Genomic DNA, 26,478 nt, shown 5'->3' with positions numbered 1-26,478 from the left:
CTTACCTTATCTATAGAAAAGGTTTGTTTAAATAGAAAAATAAAAATAGTTGGGTTTGGGTTTTACATCTCTTTTGGTGCTTTGAATCCAAGTAGGTTTATTGCGTTTTTTAGTGTTATTTGGGTTGCTTTAACTACTGCGAGTCTTGTTTGTTCTTTATGTCCAGTGTTCAGTACTGGGACGTCTCTATAGAACTGATTGAAGTCTGATGCTATGTTTAGTGTGTATTCAGCGAATCTATGTATTTTTCTTTCTTCAGCTGCTTTTTCAACTTCGTAGGAGTATTTTGATATTGTTTTAAGCAGTTTCTGTGTTTCTTTGTTTTCATTGAGTATTTTTTCCGGTATCTCGATGTTTTCAAAGTTGATGTTTTCTGATCTGTTGAGTATGCTTGTAGCTCTTGCATGTGCGTATTGTATGAATGGTGCCCCTCTTTCATTGAAGCTTACTGCTTGGTCTATATTGAAGGTTATTGGTTTTTCAGGTGCGACCTGGATGAATTCGAATCTGATTGCGGCTTTAGCAACTTCTCTAGCTATCTTTTTACGCCATTTCTCTGGTTTTTCTGGCCTTCTATCGCTAACTTCCTTCATTGCCTTTTCTATTAGTTTTTCTCGTAGTTGGTCTATGGAGATGTATTCGCCTTTTCTTGTAGACATCTTTCCTTTTGGTAGTGATACGAATTCGAATACGATTGATTCAGGTTTATCTATATCTATTAATTCAAGTGCTCGAGAAAGTTGGTTTATGTAGAGTTTGTGATCTGCTCCAAGTACATTGATTATATGGCCTCTATTCGATTTCCATTCGTGGTAAGCGATGTCTCTTAATGCATATACGGAGGTGCCGTCTTCTCTTAACAGTATGAGTTCTTTATCCATGTCATTGAATTCTATTTTAAGTGCTCCATCCTTTACAGCGTGTTCTCTTAGTTTTTTTGTTATTTTTTCTACCGAACCGTTTCGTACAAACTTAGATTCTCTTATATATAGGTCGTGGTTTACACCGATGTTTTGTAGTGTTTCTTTCATTCCATTTAGACAGTGTTCAACAGTTTCTGTTAGTTCTGTATATGTGTCTTGGTCGTTTTGTTCGAAACGGTTCATTAATTTTTCGATTTCTTGTTCGTCTCTGTCGTCCATGTTTTTATTTGTTTTTGTGTAGGTTTTACCTACCGCGATATCCGGTTTGTTGTTTTCATCTAATCCGTATTTTCTAACTCCATGTAGAAGTATCGCCATCTGCCGACCTATATCGTTTACGTAGTAATGTGTTTCCACTGTATGGCCGGCTGCTTTTAAGATTCTTGTTAATGTATCTCCTAGTACTGCGTTTCTTAGGTGGCCTATATGTAGTGGTCCTGTTGGGTTGGCGCTTGTGTGTTCGAGGACGATTTTTTGTTTTTTTTCGGTGAGTGATCCGTAGTTTTCTTTCTCGATTAATATGTTTTTAAGTAGGTGTTTTAGTTGGGATCTATCTATGTAGTAGTTTATGTATCCTGGTTTTGAGAACTCAACTCGTTTGATATGTCTGTGTTTTTCGGTATCGATGTTTTTTGTTATTTTTCCCCCAAGTTCTATTGGGTTTTTGTTTAGTTTGGAGGCTAGTGAGAAAGGTAGTGTTGATGCGAGGTCGGCTATCTCTCTGGGCTCTTCTATCATTAGGTCTATCGGTTCTTTCACTCCTTTTTCGTTTAGTTCTTGTTGGATTCCTGTTTTATTTAAACTGTTTTTTAACGATGTTTCTACTTCTCTTTTAAATTCTCTGAACATTTTACCACTTTTTTCTTTAGGTTAGGATGGGCTGAATCTTAGTATAGCGGCTGCGCCTCCGAAGGCGTTGTATAGTTGTTGTCCTTCTTCGAAATCTGTGCTTACAAAAACTACTTCGCCACCCATGTTGTCCGTCATCTCTGCTAACTCGGTGACGACGTCTTCGACCTCTATATCTAGTTGTCCATTGCATTCTGGACAGTTTTCGTATCTTGATTTGATTTCTTTAGGCCCTTCACCTTTCAATGTCACATCTTTACTGTATCCACATTCACTGCAGTTGATGTTTACCCGGTATTTACGGAGGTCTTCAGAGATTACAAGTTTTTCTACGGCTCCCATTCGTATTGCTTTACGAACCTGGTTTTCACCGTATGTAACCATGTTTTCATCTTCAACTAATTTTTTGAGGAATTCTTTTGCTGCCCGCCGCTCCTCCATTGTTTCAATTTTCTCCAGTGTTTCACTTGCGACGTCGACAAGCTCTCTTAATCCATATTCATCGGTGTATGAAACGTCGTATTTACCGAGCACATCGATTTCGTGGTGTAACAGATCTTTTTTCAAGAACTCTTCTTTTGTGGGGGAAGGCCCTCCAACTAAAACACCAACCAGGTCTTCTTCGTTTTCAAAAATCTCGTTTGCAGATTCGCCTACCCGTTTGTAGAACTCGCTTGCAGCTATGTCTCGAAGTCTTTCGAAACGTGCTTGTGACTGTCCACCGGCTTTTGTTTTTCCAGGGACACCGGAGGTATGGTGACGTAACGCCTCTATGTTGTTACCGATCAATAGGCCTACAGTTGCCTCACGCCTATCAAGAACTAATAGACCTATTTTTTTATTTTTTTCTACAAGCTCTCTCAATGGTTCTACAAGGAAGTTGGAGTCGCAGTGGTATCGATATGAATTGATTTTTTCTGGAGGCTCTATTATAAGGCTCATCATATCGGTCTTATCGCCTCTTGTTGGTACCTCCCCAGCCATCATTATCATACCGTTTTCAGGTGGTTTTTTAAAATGTTTTAGTTTACCCATAAGTACGTCTAAAGCGGATTGGACGTTTTTCCTTGTATTCTTAGTTTTGATGTTGTTAGCTTGCCTATACTCATCTTTCAGTTGGTCGTAGGCATCTTTTATGTTTTTATCCGGTGGTACATACAGAGTTATTAACTCGGTATGGTTGCCTTGGATGTCTTGAATCTCATCCAACTTTCTTTTAAGCTCATATCTTTTATCGTCCAGAAGAAACCCTCCCTAAAAAAATGATAACAAAAATGTTCTCAATAGCTACAAGGTATAAACAACTATATCTCATCAACTAGGTGGTTCGATAGCGGTCTATAAAAACGCTGACTACCTTGACAGCATTTTGGTTCAAATCCATAATTAATCTATATCGAAGTCATCAGACAACAAATCACGTTGAAGTTATACCTGACCTAACTTAATTTGACTCCAAAACTTAATAGAGATTACGGGGTACTATATTTAGTTTCTAAGTCAGTTATGGTTTTTTTGGTTGACAAACTATTTAAGTTGATGTCTATACACTATCTTTAAGAAATAACGGGCTCTAAATAGTACCTAAAAAGACTGGTTAAATGAGAGGATTTGAAATTGATTGAACTGGAGAGCTTATTGATAATTGCTACGTTTGTAGGGTTGTTAGTTGTATCCTCCATCTCTATCAGAAATTATTTTTATCCAGAAAAATATGTTGGTTGGGTTTGGAAACTAAATGTTTTTTCTCTCACGATATTTGTAATCTCTTTCTTAATTTTTGCTTATTATTGTGTAACTGCAAATCCAGATGTTTTCTACTCATTTGCGTATGGAGACCCCGAATATCCATGGTATTATGCTTTATCAACTATATGGGCTGGGGAACAAGGTTCAATCTATTTTTGGACAACATTGATAGCGATCTCTATAGTTGTCGTAGAGATATTTCAAATAAAAAATACATCTAAAAAAACCCAGGACATATTTAGAGCTACAGTAAGCCTCATAACACTCGGATTTATCCTAATATTATTAATAGAAAGTCCATTTCAGCCAACAGAGGAAATGTTAGCTTTAAACAACATTCCAGGTGAAGAAGCAGATTACATAGAGCAAGGATTTGCGATGAGTCCGATACTTCTGAATCCATGGATGGCTATACATCCACCGATAATATTCGTTGGTTATGCATTTTTCACAATACCTATAGCCATCTCATTAAGTTACGGATTCACATACACCGATAAGTGGAATAAAATTTCTTTAGTTTGGTCTCGATTAGGATGGTTGTTTTTAACTTTAGGAATCGCTATCGGTGCTTATTGGGCTTACCTAACACTTGGTTGGGGGGGATATTGGGCTTGGGATCCAGTGGAAAGCGCATCACTGCTCCCATGGTTAACATCAACAGCATTACTCCATATGTTGTGGATGAACAAAAACAACGGTAGATATGAATACCTCAGCCATATGTTCATCATAATCACATTTTCATTAATAATGTTCACAACCTTTGTAACAAGGGGAGGGCTCCCGATAGAAGGTCCACATACATGGGGTGCTGCGGTAGGGCCAGTTCAAGCAATACTCCTATCAATGATAACAATACCACTGGTTATCGGAACATATCTTATATGGAAGAAACAAAAAAAGGACCAATCGGGCTAAAACATATCTAAAAACTGTTTTTTAGAGTATAACATTAATTTAATAAGTTTTTTTTATTCACGATATTCTTATTTTAATTACAGGACTATGGTTACATGAGTGGTATTTTATGCAGGCACCTTACGGCGTGGTTTGTTGTGAATTGCTTGAAGATGAACTAGCTTACATACTTAACAGAGACAGTGAAATCCAAAAAACCTACTTAATACTTGATGAATCTGGAGACAGCATTATAGATAAATTAGAGATTGACTATGAATCAATATCCTTTAGTTCACTACCAACCGAGATAAAAGATGGCGAAGTCATCGTTGTAATGATGTCTATGGCGCTCCATGAAGAACCAGAAAACCTTAAGAAAGAGGTTAAAAACTGGGTTGGTCGTTTATCTCAGTTTGTAGATGATGTGTTTCTTTTTTATGGTTTGTGTGGTAATGCACTTAAAAAGATAGATGAAATCGATAAAGAGGTTGAAGGTACTCTGGATATTTTAAGAGATTCTACTGGAATAGTTGATGACTGCATATGTCTAGCATTAGGCGGTACCGATAAGTATGTACAGTATATCAAGAAAGATCCTGCTACGTTTTTTTTAACTCCAATGTGGGCTGACAACTGGAGAGATATGTTCATTAAATGTAAGTTGGTTAGGGATTTAGACAATATAGAGCTTGCTAAAAAAGTCTTTGAGAACGCTGGATACAACAAGGTTTTAAAGATCGATACTGGAATAATTTTTTCAGATGGTTTTGATGAAAAGGTAAGGGAGTTTTCAAAAACATTTGAGTTGGATATCGAAAAAACAACTACGAATAAAGGTCAAGAACTGTTGGTAGAAAATTACTCTAGGTTTAAAGAGAATTTGGATTGATTTTTAGACAACAATTTATGGGTTTTATTGGGTTTTAACCCCCTAAAACTGTTTGAAAGTTGTTTTAGGGGTTTTGGTTGTTTTAGTTGGTTTTGAGTAGTTTTTGTATTTTGTTGTTTATGTATTTCTTGTCGTTTGGGTCCATTCCTAGCATTCCGAAATGACCCCATGTTGTGGGTATTGGGTGGAGCTCGCTGTTTGGGATGTGTTTTTCTTCTTTTTCGCATTGGTCTAGTGTGAAAAACATGTCTTCTTCGAATGGCATTACGTATACCTTTGCTTTGATTCTTTTTAATGCTTTTTTTAGATCTCCATTTGTGTTTTGGCTTACGTCTGCTTCTCTCCATTTTTTGGCCATGCATATGAGGTTGTTTGGATCCATTGGTAGGAACCATTCATTCCAGAAGTTTGTTAGGAAGTCATTTAAGGATGTGAATCCTGGTTTTTTCCAGTCCTTTTGGCTGTAGAGTTTTGAGCTTGCGCCCATCATTGAGAATAATTTTGCATGTCTTTTGAGGCCTTGTTGTACTGCGTGTGGTTTTTTGTAGTATCCGTGTCTGTAGTTTGGGTCGCTTTGTATTGCGTCGATTAGTGTGTCGACGAATATTTTGCTTATTACTGGGTTTTTTGCTGTTCCTCCGATTGGGGCTGCTTTTTTCACCATTTCTGGGTATCTTACTATCCATTCGTAGGTTTGTTGTGCGCCCATTGACCATCCTAGGACTAGTTCTAGTTTTTCTATTCCAAATTTTTCTGTGATTAGTTTGTGTTGGGCTCTTACGTCATCTGAGATGTTTATTTGGGGGAAGTCTGCTTGGCCGTTTGGTGGTTTTGTGTTGTGGGGTGATGTTGATAGTCCATTTCCGATTTGGTTTGGGAGTATGATGAAGTATTTTGTTGGGTCTAGTGGTTGGTTTTCTCCTATGTACATCTCCATGTCTTTGCTTGTTCCACTATACATGTGGGGGAATAGGATTGCGTTGTCTTTTTTGTTGTTGAGTTCTCCAAAGGTTGTGTATGCGATTTTGGTGTTTCTTAATGTTTTTCCTTCTTTTAGTTTGAGGTTGCCTATTGAGTGTTTTTCGTAAGGTCCGTGTATCTGTTGGCTGTAGTATTTGTTTTCTATTGTGGACATTGTTCTGCTTGCTCCTGGTGATGGAGCTTCTGCTGGTTTTTTGTTATTTTTTTCTGTCATGTATTGACACTTTAATTAGGTAAATTTGTTATAGTATGTTATTTAAGGTTTAGGTTTTTTTGTTTTTTTACCTTAAAACAGGGCTAAGACCCTCTTTCTTTAGGGCGGGGAGTATGTCACTGGTGGGGAAAGATTTATGTTTCGGTGGTAACTAAAGACAATTGCAACTGTGTAAACAAATGCAATATAAGTTGCTGCATAATTTATTTTCACCAAGAGGACCAACATGTCAAAACATAAAGAACACCAACTCGGTTTCTTCGAAAAATACCTAACACTATGGGTAGCAATCTGCATAATTATAGGCCTAGCTATAGGCCAACTATTCCCAGAAATAACAGCCTGGTTCGAAGAATTCGAGTACGCAGGAGTATCAATACCGATAGCAGTAGTCCTATTCCTAATGATATACCCAATAATGGTTCAAATAGACTTCAAAAAAATATTAGAAGCCGGAAAATCATGGAAACCAATAACAACAACCCTATTCCTAAACTGGGCAATAAAACCATTCCTGATGTTCGGTATAGCCTGGCTATTCATGATGATAATATTCCAACCAATTATAGGTATAGAGCTAGGCGAAGAACTAATGGCCGGAATGATACTTCTAGGCGTAGCCCCATGCACAGCAATGGTACTGGTCTGGACATACCTCTCAAGAGCAAATATGGGACACGCACTCGTAATGACAGCCATAAACTCCCTAACAATGGTAGTACTATACGCACCACTAGCAGTATTCCTACTCGGACTCGAAGACATAATAGTGCCCTGGGAACAAGTCGCCTTCGGAGTAGCCATATACGTAGCACTACCATTAATAGCAGGATACCTAACAAGATGGTACCTCCTTAACAAAAAAGGAGAAAAATGGTTCAACAAATTCACAAAAAACCTACATTACGTCGCAATGACAGCACTACTCCTAACAGTAATAGTGATAATAGCACCACAATCCAGCCTGATAATTGGAAGCCCAGAAATAATCCTACTCGTACTGATCCCACTAACAATACAGATACTAATCATGTTCGGATTCGGCTACTCACTCTCCAAAAAAATAAACCTAACATACGAAGACGCATCCCCAACAGCAATAATAGGAGCAAGCAACCACTTCGAAGTCGCAATAGCGATGGCAATAACACTATTCGGAATAGACCACGGAGCAACACTCGCAGCCGTAACAGGACTACTAATAGAGATCCCAATAATGCTAATAATAGTACAGATAGCACTCAAAACACAAGACTGGTTCACAACCAAAACCGCGGCCTAACAAAAACAAACATATATAAACAAAAAAACAACCTAAACAAGGTGATAAAAAATGGAATCAGAAAAAGATGGAAAACTAGATAAAATGATTAAAAAAGTCAAAAAAGCAGTCAAAAAAGAACAAAACCAATGCTGCTGTGAACTCGAAATCGAAGAAAAAACAGAAGACAAAAAAACAGAGGGCTAAAACCGCCCTCCACCCCCTAATTCTATCAAAAAACAACCAAAAAACAAATAAAACAAATAAATATATGCAATATTGTGCACAACTGAACGATATATAAAAAAATACAACAACCAAAAATAAAGGCGAAAAAAGTGCTACCCCCAGAAATACAAGAAAACCTAATCCAATCAACCGACTACTTCATACAACTAGCCATAATACTAATCCCCCTATTCATAATAGCATCATTCATAGTAGGCCTAATAAGAGAATACCTACCACCCAACAAAGTGGAAAACAAACTAAAAAAACACGACGAAGGAAAAGGAAACATAATCGCAGCACTCTTCGGATCAATAACCCCATTCTGCTCATGCTCAACAATACCAATACTCGCAGGCCTACTACAAGCCGGAGCACCAGTAGGACTATCATTCGCATTCCTACTCAGCAGCCCCCTGGTAAACTGGATAGCAATAATACTCCTATTCGGGTTGTTCGGAATAAATATAACATTACTATACATAACAACCACCTTCACACTAGCAGTAATAGGAAGCCTCATAATAGGGAAAATAGGCCTAGAAAAACACCTAAAAGACGTCAAAATCAAAAAAACCAGCTGTGACACACAAAAAACAAACCACAAAATAAAACTTCAAAACGCATTAAAAGGCTCACTATCCTTCTTCCAAGAAATGCTCCCATACCTAACAATAGGAATGATAATCGGAGCATTAATACACGGAGTCGTACCAGAAACCATACTAAACATGGTTCTCGGTGACGAAAACCCACTAGCAATCCCACTCGCCGTCATACTCGGAGCACCAGTATACATAAGCATGGAAGGAATGCTACCAATCGCAGCAGCCCTCGCCGACAGCGGACTACCAATAGGAACCGTACTAGCATTCGTAATAGGAGGAGCAGGAGTCAGCATACCAAACCTCATAATGCTAAACAAACTGTTCGACAAAACCCTACTAACCATATACGTCACCACAATAGTGTTTGTTGGAATGGCAACCGGAATAATATTCAACCAAATCTACTTCTAAACTCTAACTATAGACAGTATATAAAAACCAGAATTTATAAAGAAAAAATATATAAACCCACAAGAATACTTACTAAAAAATTCATAACGGAGATGGTCCTAATTGTAAATGAATCAATCGAACTAAAAGAACATCCCGACACAGTAGAAGAAATAATGGTTGACAAATACATAGCGGTCAACCAAAACACATCCGCAGAAAAAACAATAGAAAAATTCAGAGAACAAAAAGCAAAACCAACAGACGAAACCACAATATACTATATATATGTAATAGACGAATACAAACACCTCGTCGGAGTACTATCACTCATAGAACTACTACACGCAAAACCAGACAAACCAGTCAAAGAAATAATGAAAAAAGACGTAATAAGCCTCAAAAAACAAGAAGACCCTGAAAACGCAGCCAAAAAAATACAAAAAGCAGACCTAATGTCACTCCCAGTCGTAGATGACAAAAACAAACTAATAGGAGCCGTTAGATTCGACGACATAATGGACGTAGTCGACGAAGAATTCTCCGAAGACATGTACCGACTAGCAGGATTCAGCTTCACAGAAGAAGAAACAGCAAGAAGCACCGCAATACTAGACTCCCCCATAAAAACCATACTAAAACTCAGAATACCATGGCTCTTAGTAGCACTGGTCGGTGGATTACTAGCCGGATTCGTAATAGACACATACGAAGAAACACTAGAAGCAACACTCGCACTAGCAATATTCCTACCAGCAATAATGGACATGGGAGGAAACGTAGGAACACAAGCCTCAACAATATTCGTCCGCGGAACAGCCCTCGGACAAATAGGAGAACAAAACGTAAAAAAACACATACTAAAAGAAGGGCTCGTAGGACTACTAATCGGAATACTAGTAGGAACAATCGCAGGAATAGCCGCATACCTATGGCAAGGAATCCCAGAACTCGGAGTAGTAATATTCCTATCCCTCACACTAACATGCATAGTCGCATCCCTAATAGGCTACGGAATCCCATGGATCGCCCACAAACTAGGATACGACCCAGCAGCAGTCTCAGACCCATTCATAACAACAATAAAAGACGTAACAGCACTACTAATCTACTTCTCACTAGCAACAGCACTGGTACCAATAATATAAAACCCCCAAAACTCCCTTCCTTCTATTTATTAAAACAACAAAACACAACAAGAAAACAGATAAACAAAGATAGAACATCCACAAAAATGATAAAACAACCTAAACTAATTAGACATTAATGAAACTCAAAGACATCAACATACAGAACCTAACAACACTCACAGTAATACTACTAGGAATAACCTGCATAGTGATACTACTAGGAATATTACTAGGATTAGGTCCAGACTACAAATCATACTACAATAATAGAACCGGCCCAATAATGCTAGCTATACTCTACGTTCTAACCACATGCTACCTCATCAAACACATAAACAAGAAAAAAACCCTCACAATAATCTCGATATTAATACTAACCTCAATAACCCTATACCTAACCTCCCCAATACAAAACATATATCTCGAAACCTCTCTTCCAATACTGATCACACTACTAATATTACTACCAATAGACCTCCTAAAACAGTTGAAAAAAAAATCCAAGCGAAACAAAATCAAAAAAACCGGGTCAACAATCATACACATCTCAATAATACTAATAATAATTGGAGTAATCACAACATCAACAATGGGTTTCAATCAAGAACAAACAATATCAGAAAACGAAGTATGGGAAATAAACAACTATAAAATAGAATACACCGGATACGAAGAAACAGACAAAGGATACGCCACATACCACCACTTCAACCTGAACATCACCGACCAAAACAACCAGCAAACAACAACTCAAATAGAAGGAATTGAAAAAGGCGACAGCCAGAGCTTCAGACCAGCAATACACTCAACACCAACCGAAGACCTTTACTTAAGCCTCAACCATGGAGACGAAAACCATATAACAATAACCGCTGAAACAAACCCACTCATAATACTACTATGGCTCGGGTCAATACTATTCGCAATCGGAATGACAATGAAACTAATCCCAACCAAAACAGACTAAAAAACACAAAGAAAATCAAAACAACTTTAAAACACAAACTAAATCAATAAAACAAAATACCAGATCTCTCCCCTTCTGGAATAAACTCCCTCTTACCACCACGACCAAACATACCATTAATATCTGCAAAATCAAAACACAACCCATCATCAGAAAACGCTACCTTAATAAAGGGATTAACAACCCACGCATCACCACAACCAACATGAGCAGCAGCGCAAATACCTGCATAAGCAGGCATATGCTCTGTATTCAACGCAGCATTAGGGTAGTTAGGACCACGTAACTCAAGAGGAGATGATTCATCAGTCCGATAACTAAACGAATTCGGATATCCACATTGATCCTGCAGATCATATCCATAAAAACCTAACCTACCACAACGCTCCTTATGTTGATTTTGAGACAAAAACCATCCACTCAATCCAGCCTGCGAATGTCCAGTAGCCAAACCGACAGTGACACCAGCAGCAATACCTCCAATAGCAGCTCTTTGAGAACCTCCAAAATGTGTCTCCATAGCACTTGGAAAATCCTCATAACAACCCAAAGCATAATCGTTAACTTCAGTTGCTAATTCACTGACAACATCAAGATTTACTGGAGCAGACCCAACTTCACCAAAACGATCAACAACCAACTCCTTACCATAATAAACAAAATCGTCAAGTATGTCATCTGTATAATGACAACAACCATCCTGTGTAAAACCAACACCACCAGACATATAACCACCTAAATAAAGTTGGTCGTAAATCATTGCAGATAACGCTACTGTTTCGAGTGTTGCTCTTGATGGGTCGTCTGGGTTTGTTCTGAATGATTGGGCTATGTCTCCCATGTATCCGAATGGTATTCCACCTGGTTCGTTTTCTCCTCTTGCTCTTCTTCTTGGCATTGCGCTTGCCATGTTAATGACTTTGGAGTGTTTGGATGCGTATGCGAAGTCTGCGATTGCTGCTTCACCTGCACAGAGGCTGTAGCTTGAGATGAATGCCATGGAGCTTTGCATTGCAGCCCATCTACGGATAGTTGCGCCGTCCATTACTCGTGTTACTATGGTTGGTGCGCGGATTGCTTGCCAGAGAGAATCGCCTATTGCTTCTTTAAGTTGTTCGGCTTGATCTTCAGGGAAGTTCTCATTAATGTCGATGAGTAGGTTGTCATCTATTTCGTCTGCTAATTCGTCATTTCCTGTGAAGACTTTGACGTATGCATCACCTGTTACTCCTGGGTTACACTCAGCCATGTGCTCTTGGACAACAGCACCTCCAGGCTGTGTGTGGTTGAATACCTCTAGGTATTCGTTTATTGTTTCTGGAGTAACTTCGACTCCTAGTCTTTTCTCCATCACTTGGTGAGCGGTATCCAAACCAACGATAACTGTTCTTTGGATATCGTCCCAAGCTTGCTGCATTGCAGCGTTGTTGATTATATGTAGGTCGTCAGGCTCAACCATTGTGTCTGTGTGGCTAAGTTGGTAAGGCATTAAAACACGCTGTCCAAGCGGGACACCTATGTCTTCATTTAATGATGGTGTGCCTCTTTCTTTTGCTATTTGTGCTGCTCTTTCTTGGAATTCTTTTTTCCTTTCGGATTGTTTGTATCCGCCTAGGTCGTAGAAATGTGTTTTTGTATCTGTTGGTTCTTCTTCGAATTTATTTTTAAGCGCCTTTATGAATCTTTTACTTTGTTTTTCATTCATCAATAATCTCTCATCGATTTTGACAACTATAAACTATCTATTGTTTTTAGAAACTGTTAAGTTATTAATAAGTATCTGTTTATTTAGTTTGTTAGGTTTTATTTTCTATTTAGGTTCATCACCTAGATATCTAGTTATATATCTGGCTTAAATCGTTACAACTATTTTTTTAGAAAAAACTGTGAGTATAAGATGATAATATAGAATAGAATAGAATAAAATAAAATAAAAAAAGAAAAAGGGAGGGAGAGAATTATGGTGATATAATTCCAGATCTCTCTCCTTCTGGTTCGAATTCTCTGAGTCCACCGCGTCCTACTTCCTCGTTTACGTTTGCAAAGTCGAAGGATAGGTCGTTGTCGGAGAACGCTACTTTGATTATTGGGCTTGCTACCCATGCGTCACCTCTGGCCCAGTGGCCACCTGCGGCGATTCCTGCGTATGCGCTCATATGTCCGACGTTCATTGCGTAGTTGGGGTAGTTTGGTCCTCTTAGTTCGAATGGTGCTCCTTCGTCGCTTCTTATGGATAGGCTGTTTGCAGATCCACACTGATCTTGTAGGTCGTATCCATAGAATCCGAGTCTGCCTGCTCTTTCTTTATGTAGGAGTTGTGATAGGTACCATCCGTTGACTCCTGCGTTGGCGTTTCCGGTAGCCATGCTTGCGGCTACTCCGGCAGATGCAGCTACTACTGCTGCTCTTTGTGATCCTCCGAAGTGTGCTTCCATTGCTGCTGGGTAGTCTTCGTATGCGCTTAGGGAGTAGTCTGTCATTTCGGTTGCGATTTCTTCGACGTTTTCCATTGTTGGTTCTACGTTTCCGAGTCCACCGAATTTTTCGTCTATTAGTTCTGCTCCGTGGTATACGAAGTCGTCAAGTATGTCGTCTGTGTATGTTGCTGTTGCGTATTGTGTGAATCCGACTCCACCGGACATGTATCCTCCGAGGTAGAGTTGGTCGTATAGTACGGCTGCTAGTGTGATTGTTTCGAGTGTTGCTCTTGATGGGTCGTCTGGGTTTGTTCTGAATGATTGGGCTATGTCTCCCATGTATCCGAATGGTATTCCACCTGGTTCGTTTTCTCCTCTTGCTCTTCTTCTTGGCATTGCGCTTGCCATGTTAATGACTTTGGAGTGTTTGGATGCGTATGCGAAGTCTGCGATTGCTGCTTCACCTGCACAGAGGCTGTAGCTTGAGATGAATGCCATGGAGCTTTGCATTGCAGCCCATCTACGGATAGTTGCGCCGTCCATTACTCGTGTTACTATGGTTGGTGCGCGGATTGCTTGCCAGAGAGAATCGCCTATTGCTTCTTTAAGTTGTTCGGCTTGATCTTCAGGGAAGTTCTCATTAATGTCGATGAGTAGGTTGTCATCTATTTCGTCTGCTAATTCGTCATTTCCTGTGAAGACTTTGACGTATGCATCACCTGTTACTCCTGGGTTACACTCAGCCATGTGCTCTTGGACAACAGCACCTCCAGGCTGTGTGTGGTTGAATACCTCTAGGTATTCGTTTATTGTTTCTGGAGTAACTTCGACTCCTAGTCTTTTCTCCATCACTTGGTGAGCGGTATCCAAACCAACGATAACTGTTCTTTGGATATCGTCCCAAGCTTGCTGCATTGCAGCGTTGTTGATTATATGTAGGTCGTCAGGCTCAACCATTGTGTCTGTGTGGCTAAGTTGGTAAGGCATTAAAACACGCTGTCCAAGCGGGACACCTATGTCTTCATTTAATGATGGTGTGCCTCTTTCTTTTGCTATTTGTGCTGCTCTTTCTTGGAATTCTTTTTTCCTTTCGGATTGTTTGTATCCGCCTAGGTCGTAGAAATGTGTTTTTGTATCTGTTGGTTCTTCTTCGAATTTATTTTTAAGCGCCTTTATGAATCTTTTCTCTTTATCTGCCATTTTTATTCACCCTCCATTGAAGAAGGATTATATCCAGCTAGTGTTCTTAGTTTGTGTACTCTTTGTGTGAATTCGACAACTTCCTCATCTTCTGAGAATGGTTTGCCGTCTTCTCTAAAGATACATGTTCTTTCAAGTAGGTCTTCTTCGCTCATTGGTTTTCCGAATGATATTGGTTGGTCGAGTGGGACCCCTATCTGGTCTTTTACATATTCGACTTCGCCTGTGTCTTCATTGAACTGGTATCTTTGTAGTGCGTCGAACATTAATCCGTTTTCGTCAAGCCTTACGGCGTGTCCGTGAACGGTTGCGCCTCTTAGGCCTGTTTTTGCTGGGTCGAACACTTCTGTTGTTAGGAGTTCTTTGCTTATTTTTTCAACGTCTCTTTCTCTTGCTTCGATTACTTGTCTTCCTGAGAGTGTTCCGGTGTCGATTCCTCTGTATCTTGTCATGTACATGTATGCTCTCATGAATGGTGGGAGCGGTGCGTTGTATACGGAGTCTGTGAATTGTACGTATCTTATTCGGTCTCCGGCTTTTGCGCCTTCTGTTGGCTCTACCATTTCTCTTATTGGACAATCTGGTTCATCCAGCTCATCAAGTGGTGGATGTACGCTTTTAAACGCTTCTCCTGGTTCTCGATGGCTTAGTAGAATTGTGACATCATCATCTGATATTTCTCGTAGTTTCTCTAACTCGTAATCTGGATCCATGTATTTTCTTCTGTTTTCTGCAGGTGTGGTACTACCTGGGTACCTCTGGGCTTCGTAACTCATTTATATTTCACCTCTAGTTTTCAACATTTTATTTATCTTTATTTTCTTTATCTGGTTTTTTACCATATCTCATATACTCAGTCACAGTGGGTTTTGGCTTCGTGTATTGTCCAGTTTCGATGTTGTAGTCGCAGGATATCTTTATATCGCATATTTCTGTTATATCCCCTATTATGGGGTCTACGTCATCGTCTTCGGCGTCTAGGTCTAGTATTATTCTTCCCACTTTGACTTCGAGATCGGTTTCTTTATCCATTATTTTTAGTTTCTTCCTCTCGGTATGTGGGTTTTCGATTCCTTTTGCAGGTCCATACGGTACTCTCTTTGGTATTCTTGGGCCTGTGACCACGATTTCTCTGACTTCATCGATTTCGGAGAGTTGTGTTATCACTTCACTCGCGGTGTCTCCGAGTAATAATCTGTCTGGGAATATTTGGACCTGCGTTGGCATTTTTAGGCCAACTCCCCCTTTCTTTCTGCTGCTGCTTTTGCTATTTCGTCCATTGGTGTTCGGAATTCAGGTATTTCGCCGAATGTGTCGAACTTGAGGCTTGATGTTGATTCTGGGGACATCATTTGTGTTCCTGCGTCTAGTGATACACCTGCTGAGATAGCTGGTATCATTGCGCCTTTTGCGTGTCTTGTAACGATGTGGTTTCCTTTAAATATACCTGGTCCTCCACCGCCGTATATTGAGTGTGAGAAGAACGACATTCCTACTGATGTACCTTCTGCTCTTCCGAAGTCTACGCCTGGTAGGCTTGTTTCTCTTTCAAGTAGGTTGTTGTAGTAGAGTATTGTTGATGGTACGGCTTGTGCTGCTCTCATTGCACCACAGTTTACCATTACTGCTGCCATCATACCTGCTGTTGCGTATGCGTTCCATAGGGCGCTGTCGTCTGTTTCGTACACGTCGTATCCTGATGGTAGGGTTTCTTTTACTTTGATTACTCCGTCGTCTAGTGCTCGTGCTACTAGTGATTCGACTACGTCTCCTACTGTTCCGTTTTGTGCGTTTTGTTCTACTAAGCTGTATACGATGTTGTCTGCGTTTAGTCCACCGTATGCGAGTTCTAGTAGTTGTTTTCTTTCGAATGAACCTACTGCGTCTCCTGTTTCGTACATAGCTCCTTGTTCAAGAACCATTGACAATGCGGTTGCTTGCATTGCGTTTTTCTGTGTTGAAGCTACAACGTCGTTCACCATTATGTTTCGGAGTGCGTATCCTATTCCTTCGTTTCTTTGTGGTATGTCGAGAAGTGTGTCTAGGTTTGATCCAGTTAGTTCAACTGTTTGTGGATATCTTCCCCAAACTGCTGCGTGAACCATATTTGAATCAAACATATCGACGTCGAATACTTCTACTACGGCTTCAGTTACTGCGGATGCAGCTGCTGAAAGTCCTGTTGTGTATTCGACACCAGCTTCGAATCTTTCTTCTGGTACCCTTATAAATAGCCTTTCTCCGTCGGCAACTATGTCGACGTCTGTGTCGTCGTCTTCGATAACCTTTATTTTATCTTCAACTGCTTCTGCTATCTCTTCAGCTTTTGCTACTATGTCTAGTTCAAGTTCTCTTCCTTTTATTTGGAACCCGAGGCCTCCGACCTTTCCGGTCTCTAGGTCTTTCTCCATTCCAGCTAGGTCTGCTACAACCATGCGTTTAGCAAGAGAAAACGTTGTTTTAATTGCATTGTTGTGCAGCGGAGATATCGCTTTGAGTGGTACGTCGCTTTCGAGGAGTTCACCTCTGTCACTATATAAATCGATGTTATCTTCCATTGTTTTTCATCCTCCTTAGAAATTACTCACCTAGGATTTTTAAATAAGAACTTATATATTTTTTTGTCAGCGTTAAGAAACTGCCCTAATTGACATTGTAAATCATGTATATTCCTCAACGAAAACGCTTTTTTGGGCAAATATTTAATTTCTACATCAAAACCTTTAAGTAGGGGGTTAAATCAAAAACTACTTAACCTAGTTATTTTAAAACCCCACCAAGGTGAGCTAGACAGTTAATATGTAAAACATCCCTAATTAAACTTTTGATAATATCTATAAAGAATTTTAAATAAGTTTTTATTTTATACTTAATTGTTTTCTAAAGACTCAATTTTGTCTATTTTTCCTAAAGAATTAATTTTGTATAGTGCGATATTTTTTGTATGTACCCAATAAACCGATTGAGGCGGCTGAGAAACAAGGAATCAACCAGAAGACTTGTCTCAGAAACAAAGTTAACTACAGACGACCTTGTCTATCCATTATTTGTTGAAAAAAGAGATAAACCAATTGAGATATCCAGCATGGATGGTGTTTACAGGTATCCAGTTGAAAAGGCTGTAGAGGTTGCTAAAGAAGTTGAAGACCTAGGGATACCATCAATAATCCTATTTGGCATACCTGAAAAAAAAGATGAAGTTGGGTCTTTTGCTTTTAAAAAGGATGGAGTAGTTCAACAAGCTTTAAAAAAGATCAACAAGGAAACAAATCTAACTTTAATTTCAGATGTCTGTTTATGTGAATACACAGACCATGGTCACTGTGGTTTAATCAAAAACGGCGTTGTTGACAACGATGAGACCCTTGAGTTACTATCAAAAACAGCCGTCAGTCATGCCGAATCAGGTGCAGATATAGTTGCTCCAAGTGGAATGATGGATGGAATGGTAGCAGCATTAAGAGATGGATTAGACCGTGAAGGATTTACATCAACATCTATCTTAAGTTACTCCGCTAAATACGCTTCCAACTACTATGGACCATTTAGAGATGCAGCAGAATCAACACCAAGTTTCGGAGACAGAAAAGGATATCAAATGGCCATAACTCAGAGAAAAGAAGCGATTAGAGAAAACAACATAGATGCAGTTGAAGGCGCAGACATGTTAATGGTTAAACCAGCACTCCCCTACCTCGACATCATAAGAGATACCTCAGAAAGATTTAACCTACCAATAGCTGCATACCAAGTAAGTGGAGAATACTCAATGTTGAAACAATCCATAAAAAAGGATATCATGTCTGAAGAAGTGATTAACGAATCCTTGATATCTATCAAAAGAGCCGGAGCCGATATAATAATAACATACTTCGCGAAAGAAATAGCCAAAAAAATATAAAAAAAACCCATGCACATCAAGTTGTTTTACCGTTTAGTTTGGTGTTTATAATATGGTAATGGATTTAGTTAGTTTAATTAGTTGGAAATGGTTTTTAGTCTCAGCATTAATATTCCTAATTGGTTATATATCAGCTTACCCTGTTTGGCGTTGGGAAATCAATATATTAATCAAATATCCTACCTGGATTTGGAGTTGGGTTAAAAGAAAGATAGGACCACAAGACCACTGGCTTAAGATTCTAGTATTTATTTTCACATTCAACTCATTCTCATTACTTGTCAACTTTATATCCGGTTTCTTAGTAGTACTGCCTTTTATACTGGCCTACTTCCTTGGCCTCCATCTAGGTGTCGTTTCAATGAAGGAGTTCGATAAAATAAGTTTCGCCATGATGTTTTTGAACCCTGTAGCATGGCTCGAACTTCCCGCAAGCTGGATTTCATTCTCAATCGGAATAGAGATGGGTCTAGAGATTTTAGATACAGGTCTTTCCCTAAACATCTTCTACGAACTACTACCTGTATTCGTGTTCATAGTTCTTCCAATATTGTTGATAGCAGCTTCACTTGAAACAGCTTTAATTAAAAAGATAACCCAAAAAGAAATGAATAGCTTCTAACAAAAAACAGAAACCAAACACTGTAGTTAGAGGACATAGACTAATTGGTGTAGAAGCGAGAAGGTTTTTAGTTTTGTGTTAAGAGTTGAAAGATTTTGGACAACTAATGAGTTGGTTTTTTATTAGTTTGTTAGTTTTTAGATTCTAGCTGCAAACATATATTCAGTTGTAGTTTTTAGTTCTCTTCGTAGTTCAATTACTTCTGGACGGTATATGAAGAGTTGTTCTTTATCTTCATCGATACCTCTGTTTAGTATCTCGCTGACTACCATGGTTGCATACCTTCCCGATATTTTATATGTACCTTTGGAGTGTTTTCTGTTGATTTCGATGTATATCGGTATTTTGAGTGTTTCCCAATATCTTTTTGGAACTATTTTTGAAATCCTTTCAATTTCATCTGAGTTTACTGTAAATTTCTCGCCTTTACGAGTTTTTAGTTCTAATTCAGGGTTTTCGGTTAGTTTTTTTAAACTAGCTCTTCTTTGAGGCAGGTGGTTGTTTAAAGCTTTAATCTGTTTCATCAAAATACGTTTATATCTCTTAGACTCCTCACTACCACCTGGTTTACCACCAAGTCTATTTCCTCTCATTAACAATACTTATTATCTAGATAACTATCAAAGGTTTTGAAAAAAAATCTTAAGAAGAATTAAATCAAACCTACTTAGATCTTTAAGAAAAGAGTATTAAAACTATATCGAGAAAAAATATTTTTTAAAGTTTATTGTTTATGTTGTCATTTGGAAGTTTAGGGTTTTTGTGTTGTAGTTTGTTTTAGAATAAATTTTTTTTTAAAATTAGGGAAGAGGAAGGTGTTTCCCTCTCTTTGGGAGAGGGTTGGATTGCTGTGTTATTGGAACAGCGCTCCAAGTCCTTCTGCTGCTTCTTCTTCGGCTTCTTCTTCGTCTTTTTCTTCCTCGGCTTCTTCTTCAGCTTCTTCTTCAGCTTCTTCTGTTGTTTCCGCTGTTTCTGTTGCTGGTGCGGCGGCCGGTTGGGCCATTTGTCCGCTTTCTATTGCTTCTTCTATGTCGACGTCTTCAAGTGCTGCTACAAGTGCTTTAACTCTTGAATCGTCTATTTCTACTCCAGCTGATCCTAATACATCGGAAATTGATTCCTCTGTTACTTCTTTTCCAGCGGAATGAACTAGCATAGCTGCATATATGTACTCCATTTTTATTACACCTCCATTGATTTAATCTTCATCGGGTAAAAAGTCTTCACCAATCTTTGAAGAGATTGTGCTCGCATCTATGTTTGCTTTTGCGACCAACTTCTTTAGTACTTCTGGTTCGAAGATTTCTGCTTCTATTCCTACGGCTAGTGCTTCGGTGTATGCTTTGTGTATTAGTGGTTTTATGGTTTCTTCTGTTGGATGTTGTATGCCCATTGCGAGTGCTAGTGCTCTGGATTGTGCGGTTGTTATGTCTTCTCTGTATTTGTCGATGTCTATTGCGAGTGTTTCTGGTTCAAATATTGTTCCTTCTTCGACGACTGCCCTTAGTTTTAATCCGACTTCCATCGGTTCGATGTCGAGTTTGCTTAGTACGTCGGCTACTTTTGCGTTTATTTCTTCTCCTTTTTCGACTATTGTTGTTGTGTTTTGTATTACAACGTCTCCTCCATCTATTCCGGCGGGCAAGCCGGCTTGTTGTAGGTCACTGAGAACTGGCCCTGGTTCTAGTGATGTAGGGCCTTCTTCGACCACTATGTCTTTCTGGGCTATATCGCCTGCAGAAGCTGGTGCAGTGGTCTTACTCTCTTCAAGCATGTTGTAAAGTTTAAAGGGATTTATATCTGAAAAGACAAGTGAGGTTTGTCCTTCTAAGTATTCTTTTAGTTCTTTTATGTTTTCTTTTTCTGCTGTATCTAGAGATATTTCTATTAGGGTGTTTCTACTTACCCTTAGGTCTGCTTTGCCTCTTAGATTGCTTCTCATTTCTTGTAGTTGGCGTGCTGGGATTCCTCCGATGTCGACGATGCCGACGGCTTCGCTGTTATCTATTTTGGTTGATAGGTTTGAAACTTCGTTTACTTTCCATTCAGCTACTTTGCTACTCATTTTAGATCAACTCCACTGATGGCCCCATTGTTGTTTTTATGTATACGGAGTCTATGTTTTGTCTTGCTTGTGGTAGGTCTCTTTCAAGTCTTTTTAGCATCGTGTTGATGTTTTCTGATATTTTTTCTTGACCTAGTTCGACTGTTCCGATGGTTGTGTGGAATGTTGAGCTTTCTCCTGATCGGAGTTTTACTGTGTTTTTGAGTCTCTTTATTTTGGGTTCTACTTCTTCGCCGGGTCTTACTGGGTCGGGCATTTTGCCTCTTGGTCCAAGTATTGGTCCTAATAACTTACCGATTTTTGGCATTAGGTCGGCTTCGGCTAGGAAGAAGTTCATTTCTTTTGCAAGGGCTCTTGCTTCGGATTTTTCTTTTCCGAGTTTTTCGAGTTCTTCAGGGGTTATTTTTTTGTCAGCGTTTTCGGCATTCAACATCTGAGCTGAATTGCCTATTACGCATACCTTTACGTCTTTTCCTAATCCGTTTGGAAGAACTATCTCCAGGTCTACTCTATTATTTGGATCTGAGAGGTCTACGTTTTTTAGATTTATTGCCATATCTACGTTTTCTTTAAAACCTCTTTCTGGAGCTAGGTCAACTGTTTCTTCAACCTTTTCCAAGATTTCTTCATTTGATATCAAAGTTAAACACCTTTTTTATAGTGAATCTATGAATTCCTGAGGTGGTTTTCCATCGATCTTAATTCCCATAGACCGACAGGTACCTGCAACTTCTTTCATTCTTTGTTCTGTATCTTTTCCTAAGAGGTCTTCTTTTTTCATTTCGGCTATTTTCTCTAATTTGTCTTTTGAAAGACTACCATTATATTCACTGCTTGGGTTGCCACTACCTTTCTCTACTCCTGCTTCTTTTTTCACTAACGCGGTTGTTGGTGGTTTTCCGACCTCTATTTCATATTCTTTCGTTTCAGGATCTACTTGTAGTGTTACAGGGACTTGCATTCCCTCAAAATCCTTAGTTTCTTTGTTTATGTCTTCCACCACTTGTTGTATGTTGACTCCTAACGGACCTAGTTTCGGTCCGAGCGGTGGGCCTGGACTTACGTTTCCAGCGTCAACTAAAGCACTAATTTCTTCCATTTTAATCTTCTACCTCCTCTTTTTGATCTAAAACTCTTACGTGATCTCCCTGTACAGTTACAGGTATAGGAACCATAGCCTCGAACAGTTCGAGAACTATTTCTTCTTTAGCTTCATCAATTCTTTTAACTCTAGCTTTCTCGCCTTTAAATGGCCCTGCAATAAGTTCAACGATATCTCCTTCCGATATCCCAGATACTGCAGGCTTCGGAGTTAGGAAGTGTTCAACCTCTTCTAAAGGTATTTCACCTTCCACTATACCTCTTGAATGAGGTATGCTTTCAGAGGCCTCTATCAATATATCTGATCTAGGGGCCTCTACTAATGCATATCCTTTAAGCGAGTTTGGAGAGAGAACCGCTCTAATATCGAGTTTTTCTCTCTTTGCAATCTGATATATCATATCAGCAACTGCTTTTTCTTGATTTGCAGTTGTCTTAAGAGCAAATATCTTCGACTCCTCTTCATCGCTTTCCATATCTTCTCTCAAAATTTATCCTCCAAGTATGAGGTGTAACCATAATTTATGACCCAAACGGACCCACTCCAAATATGTAAAATAGGAGCGCTAAAAATGTGATATTCATTTCTCCGAGTTCTATATAAAATTTTTTGATTCGAACAACTACTCAAACCAATTTACATTAAGAATTACTCGGATTCGTGGGGTCTATATATCGGTTCTTTTTAGTGTTTTTCTTGAAAAACAATAAACCTACTTACCTAACTATATGCTATTTCGTTATGTTTTTTTATTTTTTCTACTGTCTTTTTATTTGGTGTTTTTTGTGAATTCTTTGAATTTTAGTTTTGGTGCTCCGCATATAGGGCATTTTTCTGGTGCTTTGTCATCTACTGTGTATCCACATCTTGAACATACGTTTATGAGTTCGATATCAATGTCTTTTCCTTCTTCAACTTTATTTTTAGCTTTTTTGAATAGTTCTGCGTGTTCTTTTTCTGCTTTCATCGCCCAACTGAATACCCTTGTTGCTTTTGACTCCCCTTGTTTTTTTGCAACTTCGTAGTAAGATGGATACATCTCTTCGGTCTCAAACTTTTCGCCATGGATCGATTTATCTAGGTTTTCAGTTGTACTCTCTAATCCAGAGTGCATTGGCGCTGTGGAGGCTTTAACACCTTCCGGACTGATTTCAAGTAGGTTTTTAGCATGCACTTTCTCAGCAAACACAACTGCATCGAAGAGGAGTGATACGCCCTCAAACCCTTCATCCATAGCAACTTCAGAATATAACATATACCTCATATGCGCTTGGCTCTCACCTGAAAATGCATTCCTAACATTTGTGTAGGTCATCTCTTTCATATATACCACCTATTGGCATCTTCACACCCTATAAACCAGATATTTCGGACGGTGATTTTTCATGCCAAAAATTAATTAGTTTTTTATTGGTTTAATTTAACTTGATTGCAGTTTTTTAAGTTAGTTTTTTGGTCACCAAAATAGATAACTATTTCAAATAAAAAGGTATTTAAGAAAGTGTTTAAAATAAACCGTATTGTTGTTTGGTTGAAAATCATTTTTGAATGGTAGGAGATAATTTGAATATTAAGAATGGATTTATAGGTCTTTTTGGACTATTATGCCTTTTTGGTTTTTTGTTCGGAGGTGTTCAGGTAGGTTATGGGTTGGTTGATGATTTTAACGATAATGCTTCTGTTGATGACATTGAGGACTACCGACTTTCTTTTGAAGTTTCTTTAATGGATGAGTTGTCAGAAAACCAAATAGGAACTGAAATTAGTTGGTGGATAGCTGCAGATACACATTTAGGCCATACTAACTATCAAGGTGAGCTTCAAACCGCTGTAGAAGATATTAATACTGTCCCTACTGATTATGCAGTCATTCTAGGCGATTTAGTACATGATGGATCTAGTTACGTTGCTGAGTTTGATGAAACAATGAACAAATTAGACCATAATTGGAGTTACATACTTGGAAATCATGATTTTGATTCCGAAACTAATGAACCTGTAAAAGAGGTTAATTATTTTAGTGAAATTGTTAATGGTGTTCAAGTTATAGGGATTTCAGATGAGGATGGCGATCAAAAAGATAAAACTGTTGTTGGACCTGAGCAAGACCAATGGCTTAGAGAAACTTTAGAAGAAAATTCTAGCAAACCAACAATTATTATGAGCCATCACTGTCCAATTGATAGAGAGGTTACTTCTTTTGAAGATTGGTTAGGGGAAGAAATAGATGAATATAATGTAGTGCTGTGGATATCAGGACACGCTCACAAATGGGATTACCAAGAAGACATTGATGGATTTGATTTCGATAGATTAAAAATTACTTCCATCTATCACTGGGGTTGGGGTGGAGCTCAAGAAGAACAAAGTATTATATTATCCTTTGAAGGAGTGGATGAAAATACCTCTATGGTTCACGTAGATTTCAGGGACCATAATACTGGAGAATGGTTACACATAGATGACTTAAACCCTCCTAACCTCCCATTCGTCATCGCAATGATAATAGCGATTACCTCAATACCTATAGCTATATTGACTCTACATGCCCGGTCAAATAGATGACAATCGCCTCCCCAACTTTCCCTTCCCCATCACTTTAAAAACTGGATTCACCACAATCATCTGGATTCAAAAAATGATATAAAGGAAAGGGGGGGTTACCAATAATTCTCGATATAACTGAATACAGTCTGTTGTAGTTTGGTTTAAAAAATATTTCTATGTTGTAGATTGATTTCCAAAAAACATCTAAGGGATTTAACTTAGGATTTTTTTGGATTTTTTTGTTTATTTTGGTGTAAAAAGGTTGGTTAGCGTATTTAAACTACAGAACTTTAAGCTATGTTGGTCTTAACTTCTTTTTTGTTTGGTTAAGGGCTCAGCATAGCGGTTTGTTTAGAATTTTAGTTTTTGAATATTTTGGAGTTTTCTTCTCTGGTTGCGTAGTATATTAATAAAAGGAATACGATTGTTGCTATAATAATTATGTTTATTATGTTGGTTTCGTATATTAGATTCAGTCCTAAGAATGAATCTATTGCGGATACGCTTAGAGTCGGAGCTAGAAATATAAGGCCTAATATCATGTAGCTTTTAGATTTTAGCAGTTTACCATCCCCTCGAATAGAGTTATTTTTGTTGGTTTTAAATATTTTTTCTGTAAGTTTGTAGAATTTATGTTTCTCTTTTATATTTTAAGGTTTAAATGTTTTTTTGGTTTTTTGTGTAGTTTTTTTGTTGAAGTGTTTTGTTGTTTGAGGTATATTTTATTTGTGAGTGTTAGTAATGGTTCCGGATAGTGGTTTTTTAAGTGTTGGTAAGGGTTGTTTGGCTCTTAGTTCTAAGGCTGAGGTTGATTCCGTTAGTGGTGTTGAGGATAATATTGAGTATTATAGGGAGAAGGGTTATGATTTTGTTCCGATTCCATCTGAAAATCTCTATTTTTGTGTGAAAGATGAAGAGTTTAAGGAACTGGATTCTGATCAAGTTCTTGAGGTTGGTAGTGGTATACTAGATGCTGTTAGGTATCTTGATAGATATCCGTTTGTTTTGATTGAAGATGTTGATGGTTTTTTTATCATTACCGTTGCGGATTTGAATAAGAGGTGTGTTCGTGAAGCAGTTTATCCTTTGATTGTTGATTTGGAAAAGAAGCTGTCGAATTTAATTGTAAGTTCGTATCCCAACCCTGGAGATAACGATCTTATTGCGAGGTTAGGTAATCATACCGTTGGGTATTGGTATAAATCTAAGTTGGAGGGTGTTGAGCTCCATATAGCGGAGTATATGTCTCTTTCAGATATGGTGAACGTGATTCAGAACGATAAAGAACTTGTTTCTCAATGTGGTTTTTCTTCAAAAACCCAGTTTAATAAACATTTCAGTGGGCTTGTTGATCTTAGAAACAAGATTATGCATCCAAACAGGACTTTATTTCATTCTCAGGATGATGTGAGTAAGTTTTTAGGTCGGATTGAGAGGATAAAAACAGTTTTAGGTGAGTTGGAGTGTGGCTGCGTGGATTGATTATCTTATTTGTAAACTGTTTACCCTGAATTTTAGGTAGTTTTTGGTGT

General features: G+C 38.5%; 27 protein-coding genes. 11 read left to right on the top strand and 16 right to left on the bottom strand.

Translation table 11 applies throughout. From position 1 onward, the window contains the following. Window positions 1–62 precede the first annotated feature (62 nt). Window positions 63–1,772, bottom strand: a complete 1,710-nt coding sequence (gene argS / locus AMET1_RS07300; protein ID WP_086637818.1) for an arginine--tRNA ligase — start codon at window positions 1,770–1,772, stop codon at window positions 63–65. Window positions 1,773–1,793: 21 nt separating this feature from the next. Then, on the bottom strand, window positions 1,794–3,014 hold the full coding sequence (gene prf1 / locus AMET1_RS07295) for a peptide chain release factor aRF-1 (RefSeq protein WP_086637817.1): 1,221 nt from the start codon (window positions 3,012–3,014) through the stop codon (window positions 1,794–1,796). Between the two features lie 375 nt (window positions 3,015–3,389). Here prf1 and ccsA point away from each other — a divergent pair, with 375 nt between their 5' ends. Beyond that, a complete protein-coding gene (gene ccsA, locus AMET1_RS07290; protein WP_161490829.1) occupies window positions 3,390–4,442 on the top strand; it encodes a cytochrome c biogenesis protein CcsA in 1,053 nt (350 codons plus the stop codon). A gap of 109 nt (window positions 4,443–4,551) precedes the next feature. Further along, on the top strand, window positions 4,552–5,313 hold the full coding sequence (locus AMET1_RS07285; RefSeq protein WP_086637815.1) for a DUF1638 domain-containing protein: 762 nt from the start codon (window positions 4,552–4,554) through the stop codon (window positions 5,311–5,313). Between the two features lie 82 nt (window positions 5,314–5,395). Here AMET1_RS07285 and AMET1_RS07280 read toward each other — a convergent pair whose 3' ends face one another. After that, window positions 5,396–6,508: an alpha/beta fold hydrolase gene (locus tag AMET1_RS07280; RefSeq protein WP_086637814.1), complete on the bottom strand. Its 1,113-nt coding sequence runs from the start codon at window positions 6,506–6,508 to the stop codon at window positions 5,396–5,398. Window positions 6,509–6,734: 226 nt separating this feature from the next. Here AMET1_RS07280 and arsB point away from each other — a divergent pair, with 226 nt between their 5' ends. The 5 genes from arsB to AMET1_RS07260 all read left to right on the top strand — a co-directional run bounded on the left by arsB (window position 6,735) and on the right by AMET1_RS07260 (window position 11,092). Beyond that, window positions 6,735–7,790 carry an ACR3 family arsenite efflux transporter gene (gene arsB, locus AMET1_RS07275; protein WP_086637813.1) on the top strand — a complete coding sequence of 352 codons (1,056 nt, stop codon included), beginning with the start codon at window positions 6,735–6,737 and terminating at the stop codon, window positions 7,788–7,790. A gap of 51 nt (window positions 7,791–7,841) precedes the next feature. Further along, complete coding sequence (locus AMET1_RS08100; RefSeq protein ID WP_269087999.1) at window positions 7,842–7,976, top strand: hypothetical protein; 135 nt, start codon at window positions 7,842–7,844, stop codon at window positions 7,974–7,976. Window positions 7,977–8,107: 131 nt separating this feature from the next. Then, window positions 8,108–9,016 carry a permease gene (locus tag AMET1_RS07270; protein ID WP_086637812.1) on the top strand — a complete coding sequence of 303 codons (909 nt, stop codon included), beginning with the start codon at window positions 8,108–8,110 and terminating at the stop codon, window positions 9,014–9,016. 92 nt (window positions 9,017–9,108) lie between these two features. Beyond that, window positions 9,109–10,143, top strand: a complete 1,035-nt coding sequence (gene mgtE / locus AMET1_RS07265; RefSeq protein ID WP_086637811.1) for a magnesium transporter — start codon at window positions 9,109–9,111, stop codon at window positions 10,141–10,143. A 118-nt stretch (window positions 10,144–10,261) separates the two neighbouring features. After that, window positions 10,262–11,092: a cytochrome c-type biogenesis CcmF C-terminal domain-containing protein gene (locus tag AMET1_RS07260; protein ID WP_086637810.1), complete on the top strand. Its 831-nt coding sequence runs from the start codon at window positions 10,262–10,264 to the stop codon at window positions 11,090–11,092. A 43-nt stretch (window positions 11,093–11,135) separates the two neighbouring features. Here AMET1_RS07260 and mcrA (AMET1_RS07255) read toward each other — a convergent pair whose 3' ends face one another. From mcrA (AMET1_RS07255) to mcrB, 5 genes are all read right to left on the bottom strand, one after another. Next, window positions 11,136–12,797, bottom strand: a complete 1,662-nt coding sequence (mcrA, locus tag AMET1_RS07255) for a coenzyme-B sulfoethylthiotransferase subunit alpha (protein WP_086637809.1) — start codon at window positions 12,795–12,797, stop codon at window positions 11,136–11,138. Between the two features lie 253 nt (window positions 12,798–13,050). Beyond that, window positions 13,051–14,709: a coenzyme-B sulfoethylthiotransferase subunit alpha gene (mcrA, locus tag AMET1_RS07250; RefSeq protein WP_086637808.1), complete on the bottom strand. Its 1,659-nt coding sequence runs from the start codon at window positions 14,707–14,709 to the stop codon at window positions 13,051–13,053. A 2-nt stretch (window positions 14,710–14,711) separates the two neighbouring features. Then, window positions 14,712–15,485 (bottom strand): coenzyme-B sulfoethylthiotransferase subunit gamma, encoded by a 774-nt coding sequence (gene mcrG / locus AMET1_RS07245; protein WP_086637807.1) that lies wholly within the window; start codon window positions 15,483–15,485, stop codon window positions 14,712–14,714. Between the two features lie 28 nt (window positions 15,486–15,513). Continuing rightward, window positions 15,514–15,936 (bottom strand): methyl-coenzyme M reductase operon protein D, encoded by a 423-nt coding sequence (gene mcrD / locus AMET1_RS07240; RefSeq protein ID WP_086637806.1) that lies wholly within the window; start codon window positions 15,934–15,936, stop codon window positions 15,514–15,516. A gap of 2 nt (window positions 15,937–15,938) precedes the next feature. Then, window positions 15,939–17,267 (bottom strand): coenzyme-B sulfoethylthiotransferase subunit beta, encoded by a 1,329-nt coding sequence (gene mcrB / locus AMET1_RS07235; RefSeq protein ID WP_086637805.1) that lies wholly within the window; start codon window positions 17,265–17,267, stop codon window positions 15,939–15,941. 386 nt (window positions 17,268–17,653) lie between these two features. Between mcrB and hemB the strand changes: the two genes are divergently transcribed. Then, on the top strand, window positions 17,654–18,610 hold the full coding sequence (gene hemB / locus AMET1_RS07230) for a porphobilinogen synthase (protein WP_086637804.1): 957 nt from the start codon (window positions 17,654–17,656) through the stop codon (window positions 18,608–18,610). Between the two features lie 58 nt (window positions 18,611–18,668). Then, the gene (locus AMET1_RS07225) at window positions 18,669–19,232 is read left to right on the top strand and encodes a stage II sporulation protein M (protein ID WP_161490828.1); all 564 of its coding nucleotides are present in this window, start codon (window positions 18,669–18,671) and stop codon (window positions 19,230–19,232) included. A 137-nt stretch (window positions 19,233–19,369) separates the two neighbouring features. Here the strand turns inward: AMET1_RS07225 and AMET1_RS07220 are convergent, their stop codons facing one another. From AMET1_RS07220 to AMET1_RS07190, 7 genes are all read right to left on the bottom strand, one after another. After that, window positions 19,370–19,825 (bottom strand): DUF61 family protein, encoded by a 456-nt coding sequence (locus AMET1_RS07220; protein ID WP_086637802.1) that lies wholly within the window; start codon window positions 19,823–19,825, stop codon window positions 19,370–19,372. Between the two features lie 260 nt (window positions 19,826–20,085). After that, window positions 20,086–20,409, bottom strand: a complete 324-nt coding sequence (gene rpl12p, locus AMET1_RS07215; protein ID WP_086637801.1) for a 50S ribosomal protein P1 — start codon at window positions 20,407–20,409, stop codon at window positions 20,086–20,088. A gap of 21 nt (window positions 20,410–20,430) precedes the next feature. Next, entirely contained in the window at window positions 20,431–21,297 is an 867-nt protein-coding gene (locus AMET1_RS07210; RefSeq protein WP_086637800.1) for a 50S ribosomal protein L10, read from the bottom strand. Between the two features lies 1 nt (window position 21,298). After that, entirely contained in the window at window positions 21,299–21,937 is a 639-nt protein-coding gene (locus AMET1_RS07205) for a 50S ribosomal protein L1 (protein ID WP_201721319.1), read from the bottom strand. Between the two features lie 15 nt (window positions 21,938–21,952). Then, window positions 21,953–22,402 carry a 50S ribosomal protein L11 gene (locus AMET1_RS07200; protein WP_394334884.1) on the bottom strand — a complete coding sequence of 150 codons (450 nt, stop codon included), beginning with the start codon at window positions 22,400–22,402 and terminating at the stop codon, window positions 21,953–21,955. Beyond that, window positions 22,398–22,874 (bottom strand): transcription elongation factor Spt5, encoded by a 477-nt coding sequence (locus tag AMET1_RS07195; protein WP_086637858.1) that lies wholly within the window; start codon window positions 22,872–22,874, stop codon window positions 22,398–22,400. Before AMET1_RS07195 ends, AMET1_RS07200 begins: the two co-directional genes overlap by 5 nt. 294 nt (window positions 22,875–23,168) lie before the next feature. Beyond that, window positions 23,169–23,723, bottom strand: a complete 555-nt coding sequence (locus AMET1_RS07190) for a rubrerythrin family protein (RefSeq protein ID WP_086637798.1) — start codon at window positions 23,721–23,723, stop codon at window positions 23,169–23,171. Window positions 23,724–23,962: 239 nt separating this feature from the next. Here AMET1_RS07190 and AMET1_RS07185 point away from each other — a divergent pair, with 239 nt between their 5' ends. Then, window positions 23,963–24,964: a metallophosphoesterase family protein gene (locus AMET1_RS07185; protein WP_161490827.1), complete on the top strand. Its 1,002-nt coding sequence runs from the start codon at window positions 23,963–23,965 to the stop codon at window positions 24,962–24,964. A gap of 341 nt (window positions 24,965–25,305) precedes the next feature. Here the strand turns inward: AMET1_RS07185 and AMET1_RS07180 are convergent, their stop codons facing one another. Continuing rightward, complete coding sequence (locus tag AMET1_RS07180; RefSeq protein ID WP_086637796.1) at window positions 25,306–25,488, bottom strand: hypothetical protein; 183 nt, start codon at window positions 25,486–25,488, stop codon at window positions 25,306–25,308. Between the two features lie 199 nt (window positions 25,489–25,687). Between AMET1_RS07180 and AMET1_RS07175 the strand changes: the two genes are divergently transcribed. Continuing rightward, on the top strand, window positions 25,688–26,428 hold the full coding sequence (locus AMET1_RS07175; RefSeq protein ID WP_086637795.1) for a hypothetical protein: 741 nt from the start codon (window positions 25,688–25,690) through the stop codon (window positions 26,426–26,428). Window positions 26,429–26,478: the final 50 nt, after the last annotated feature.

Origin of the sequence: Methanonatronarchaeum thermophilum (assembly GCF_002153915.1) — an archaeon.
GTDB lineage: Archaea > Halobacteriota > Methanonatronarchaeia > Methanonatronarchaeales > Methanonatronarchaeaceae > Methanonatronarchaeum > Methanonatronarchaeum thermophilum.
The sequence above is the reverse complement of the archived record's forward strand: the minus strand, read 5'-3'. Positions and strand labels throughout refer to the sequence as shown.

What these genes read in the sequence shown, in the direction of transcription:
- argS (WP_086637818.1), bottom strand. Translation starts at nt 1,772, where the DNA reads ATGTTCAGAGAATTTAAAAGAGAAGTAGAAACATCGTTAAAAAACAGT.
- AMET1_RS07285 (WP_086637815.1), top strand. Translation starts at nt 4,552, where the DNA reads ATGCAGGCACCTTACGGCGTGGTTTGTTGTGAATTGCTTGAAGATGAA.
- AMET1_RS07280 (WP_086637814.1), bottom strand. Translation starts at nt 6,508, where the DNA reads ATGACAGAAAAAAATAACAAAAAACCAGCAGAAGCTCCATCACCAGGA.
- arsB (WP_086637813.1), top strand. Translation starts at nt 6,735, where the DNA reads ATGTCAAAACATAAAGAACACCAACTCGGTTTCTTCGAAAAATACCTA.
- AMET1_RS08100 (WP_269087999.1), top strand. Translation starts at nt 7,842, where the DNA reads ATGGAATCAGAAAAAGATGGAAAACTAGATAAAATGATTAAAAAAGTC.
- mgtE (WP_086637811.1), top strand. Translation starts at nt 9,109, where the DNA reads ATGGTCCTAATTGTAAATGAATCAATCGAACTAAAAGAACATCCCGAC.
- AMET1_RS07260 (WP_086637810.1), top strand. Translation starts at nt 10,262, where the DNA reads ATGAAACTCAAAGACATCAACATACAGAACCTAACAACACTCACAGTA.
- mcrA (WP_086637809.1), bottom strand. Translation starts at nt 12,797, where the DNA reads ATGAATGAAAAACAAAGTAAAAGATTCATAAAGGCGCTTAAAAATAAA.
- mcrA (WP_086637808.1), bottom strand. Translation starts at nt 14,709, where the DNA reads ATGGCAGATAAAGAGAAAAGATTCATAAAGGCGCTTAAAAATAAATTC.
- mcrG (WP_086637807.1), bottom strand. Translation starts at nt 15,485, where the DNA reads ATGAGTTACGAAGCCCAGAGGTACCCAGGTAGTACCACACCTGCAGAA.
- mcrD (WP_086637806.1), bottom strand. Translation starts at nt 15,936, where the DNA reads ATGCCAACGCAGGTCCAAATATTCCCAGACAGATTATTACTCGGAGAC.
- mcrB (WP_086637805.1), bottom strand. Translation starts at nt 17,267, where the DNA reads ATGGAAGATAACATCGATTTATATAGTGACAGAGGTGAACTCCTCGAA.
- hemB (WP_086637804.1), top strand. Translation starts at nt 17,654, where the DNA reads ATGTACCCAATAAACCGATTGAGGCGGCTGAGAAACAAGGAATCAACC.
- AMET1_RS07225 (WP_161490828.1), top strand. Translation starts at nt 18,669, where the DNA reads ATGGATTTAGTTAGTTTAATTAGTTGGAAATGGTTTTTAGTCTCAGCA.
- AMET1_RS07220 (WP_086637802.1), bottom strand. Translation starts at nt 19,825, where the DNA reads ATGAGAGGAAATAGACTTGGTGGTAAACCAGGTGGTAGTGAGGAGTCT.
- rpl12p (WP_086637801.1), bottom strand. Translation starts at nt 20,409, where the DNA reads ATGGAGTACATATATGCAGCTATGCTAGTTCATTCCGCTGGAAAAGAA.
- AMET1_RS07210 (WP_086637800.1), bottom strand. Translation starts at nt 21,297, where the DNA reads ATGAGTAGCAAAGTAGCTGAATGGAAAGTAAACGAAGTTTCAAACCTA.
- AMET1_RS07195 (WP_086637858.1), bottom strand. Translation starts at nt 22,874, where the DNA reads ATGGAAAGCGATGAAGAGGAGTCGAAGATATTTGCTCTTAAGACAACT.
- AMET1_RS07190 (WP_086637798.1), bottom strand. Translation starts at nt 23,723, where the DNA reads ATGAAAGAGATGACCTACACAAATGTTAGGAATGCATTTTCAGGTGAG.
- AMET1_RS07180 (WP_086637796.1), bottom strand. Translation starts at nt 25,488, where the DNA reads ATGATATTAGGCCTTATATTTCTAGCTCCGACTCTAAGCGTATCCGCA.
- AMET1_RS07175 (WP_086637795.1), top strand. Translation starts at nt 25,688, where the DNA reads ATGGTTCCGGATAGTGGTTTTTTAAGTGTTGGTAAGGGTTGTTTGGCT.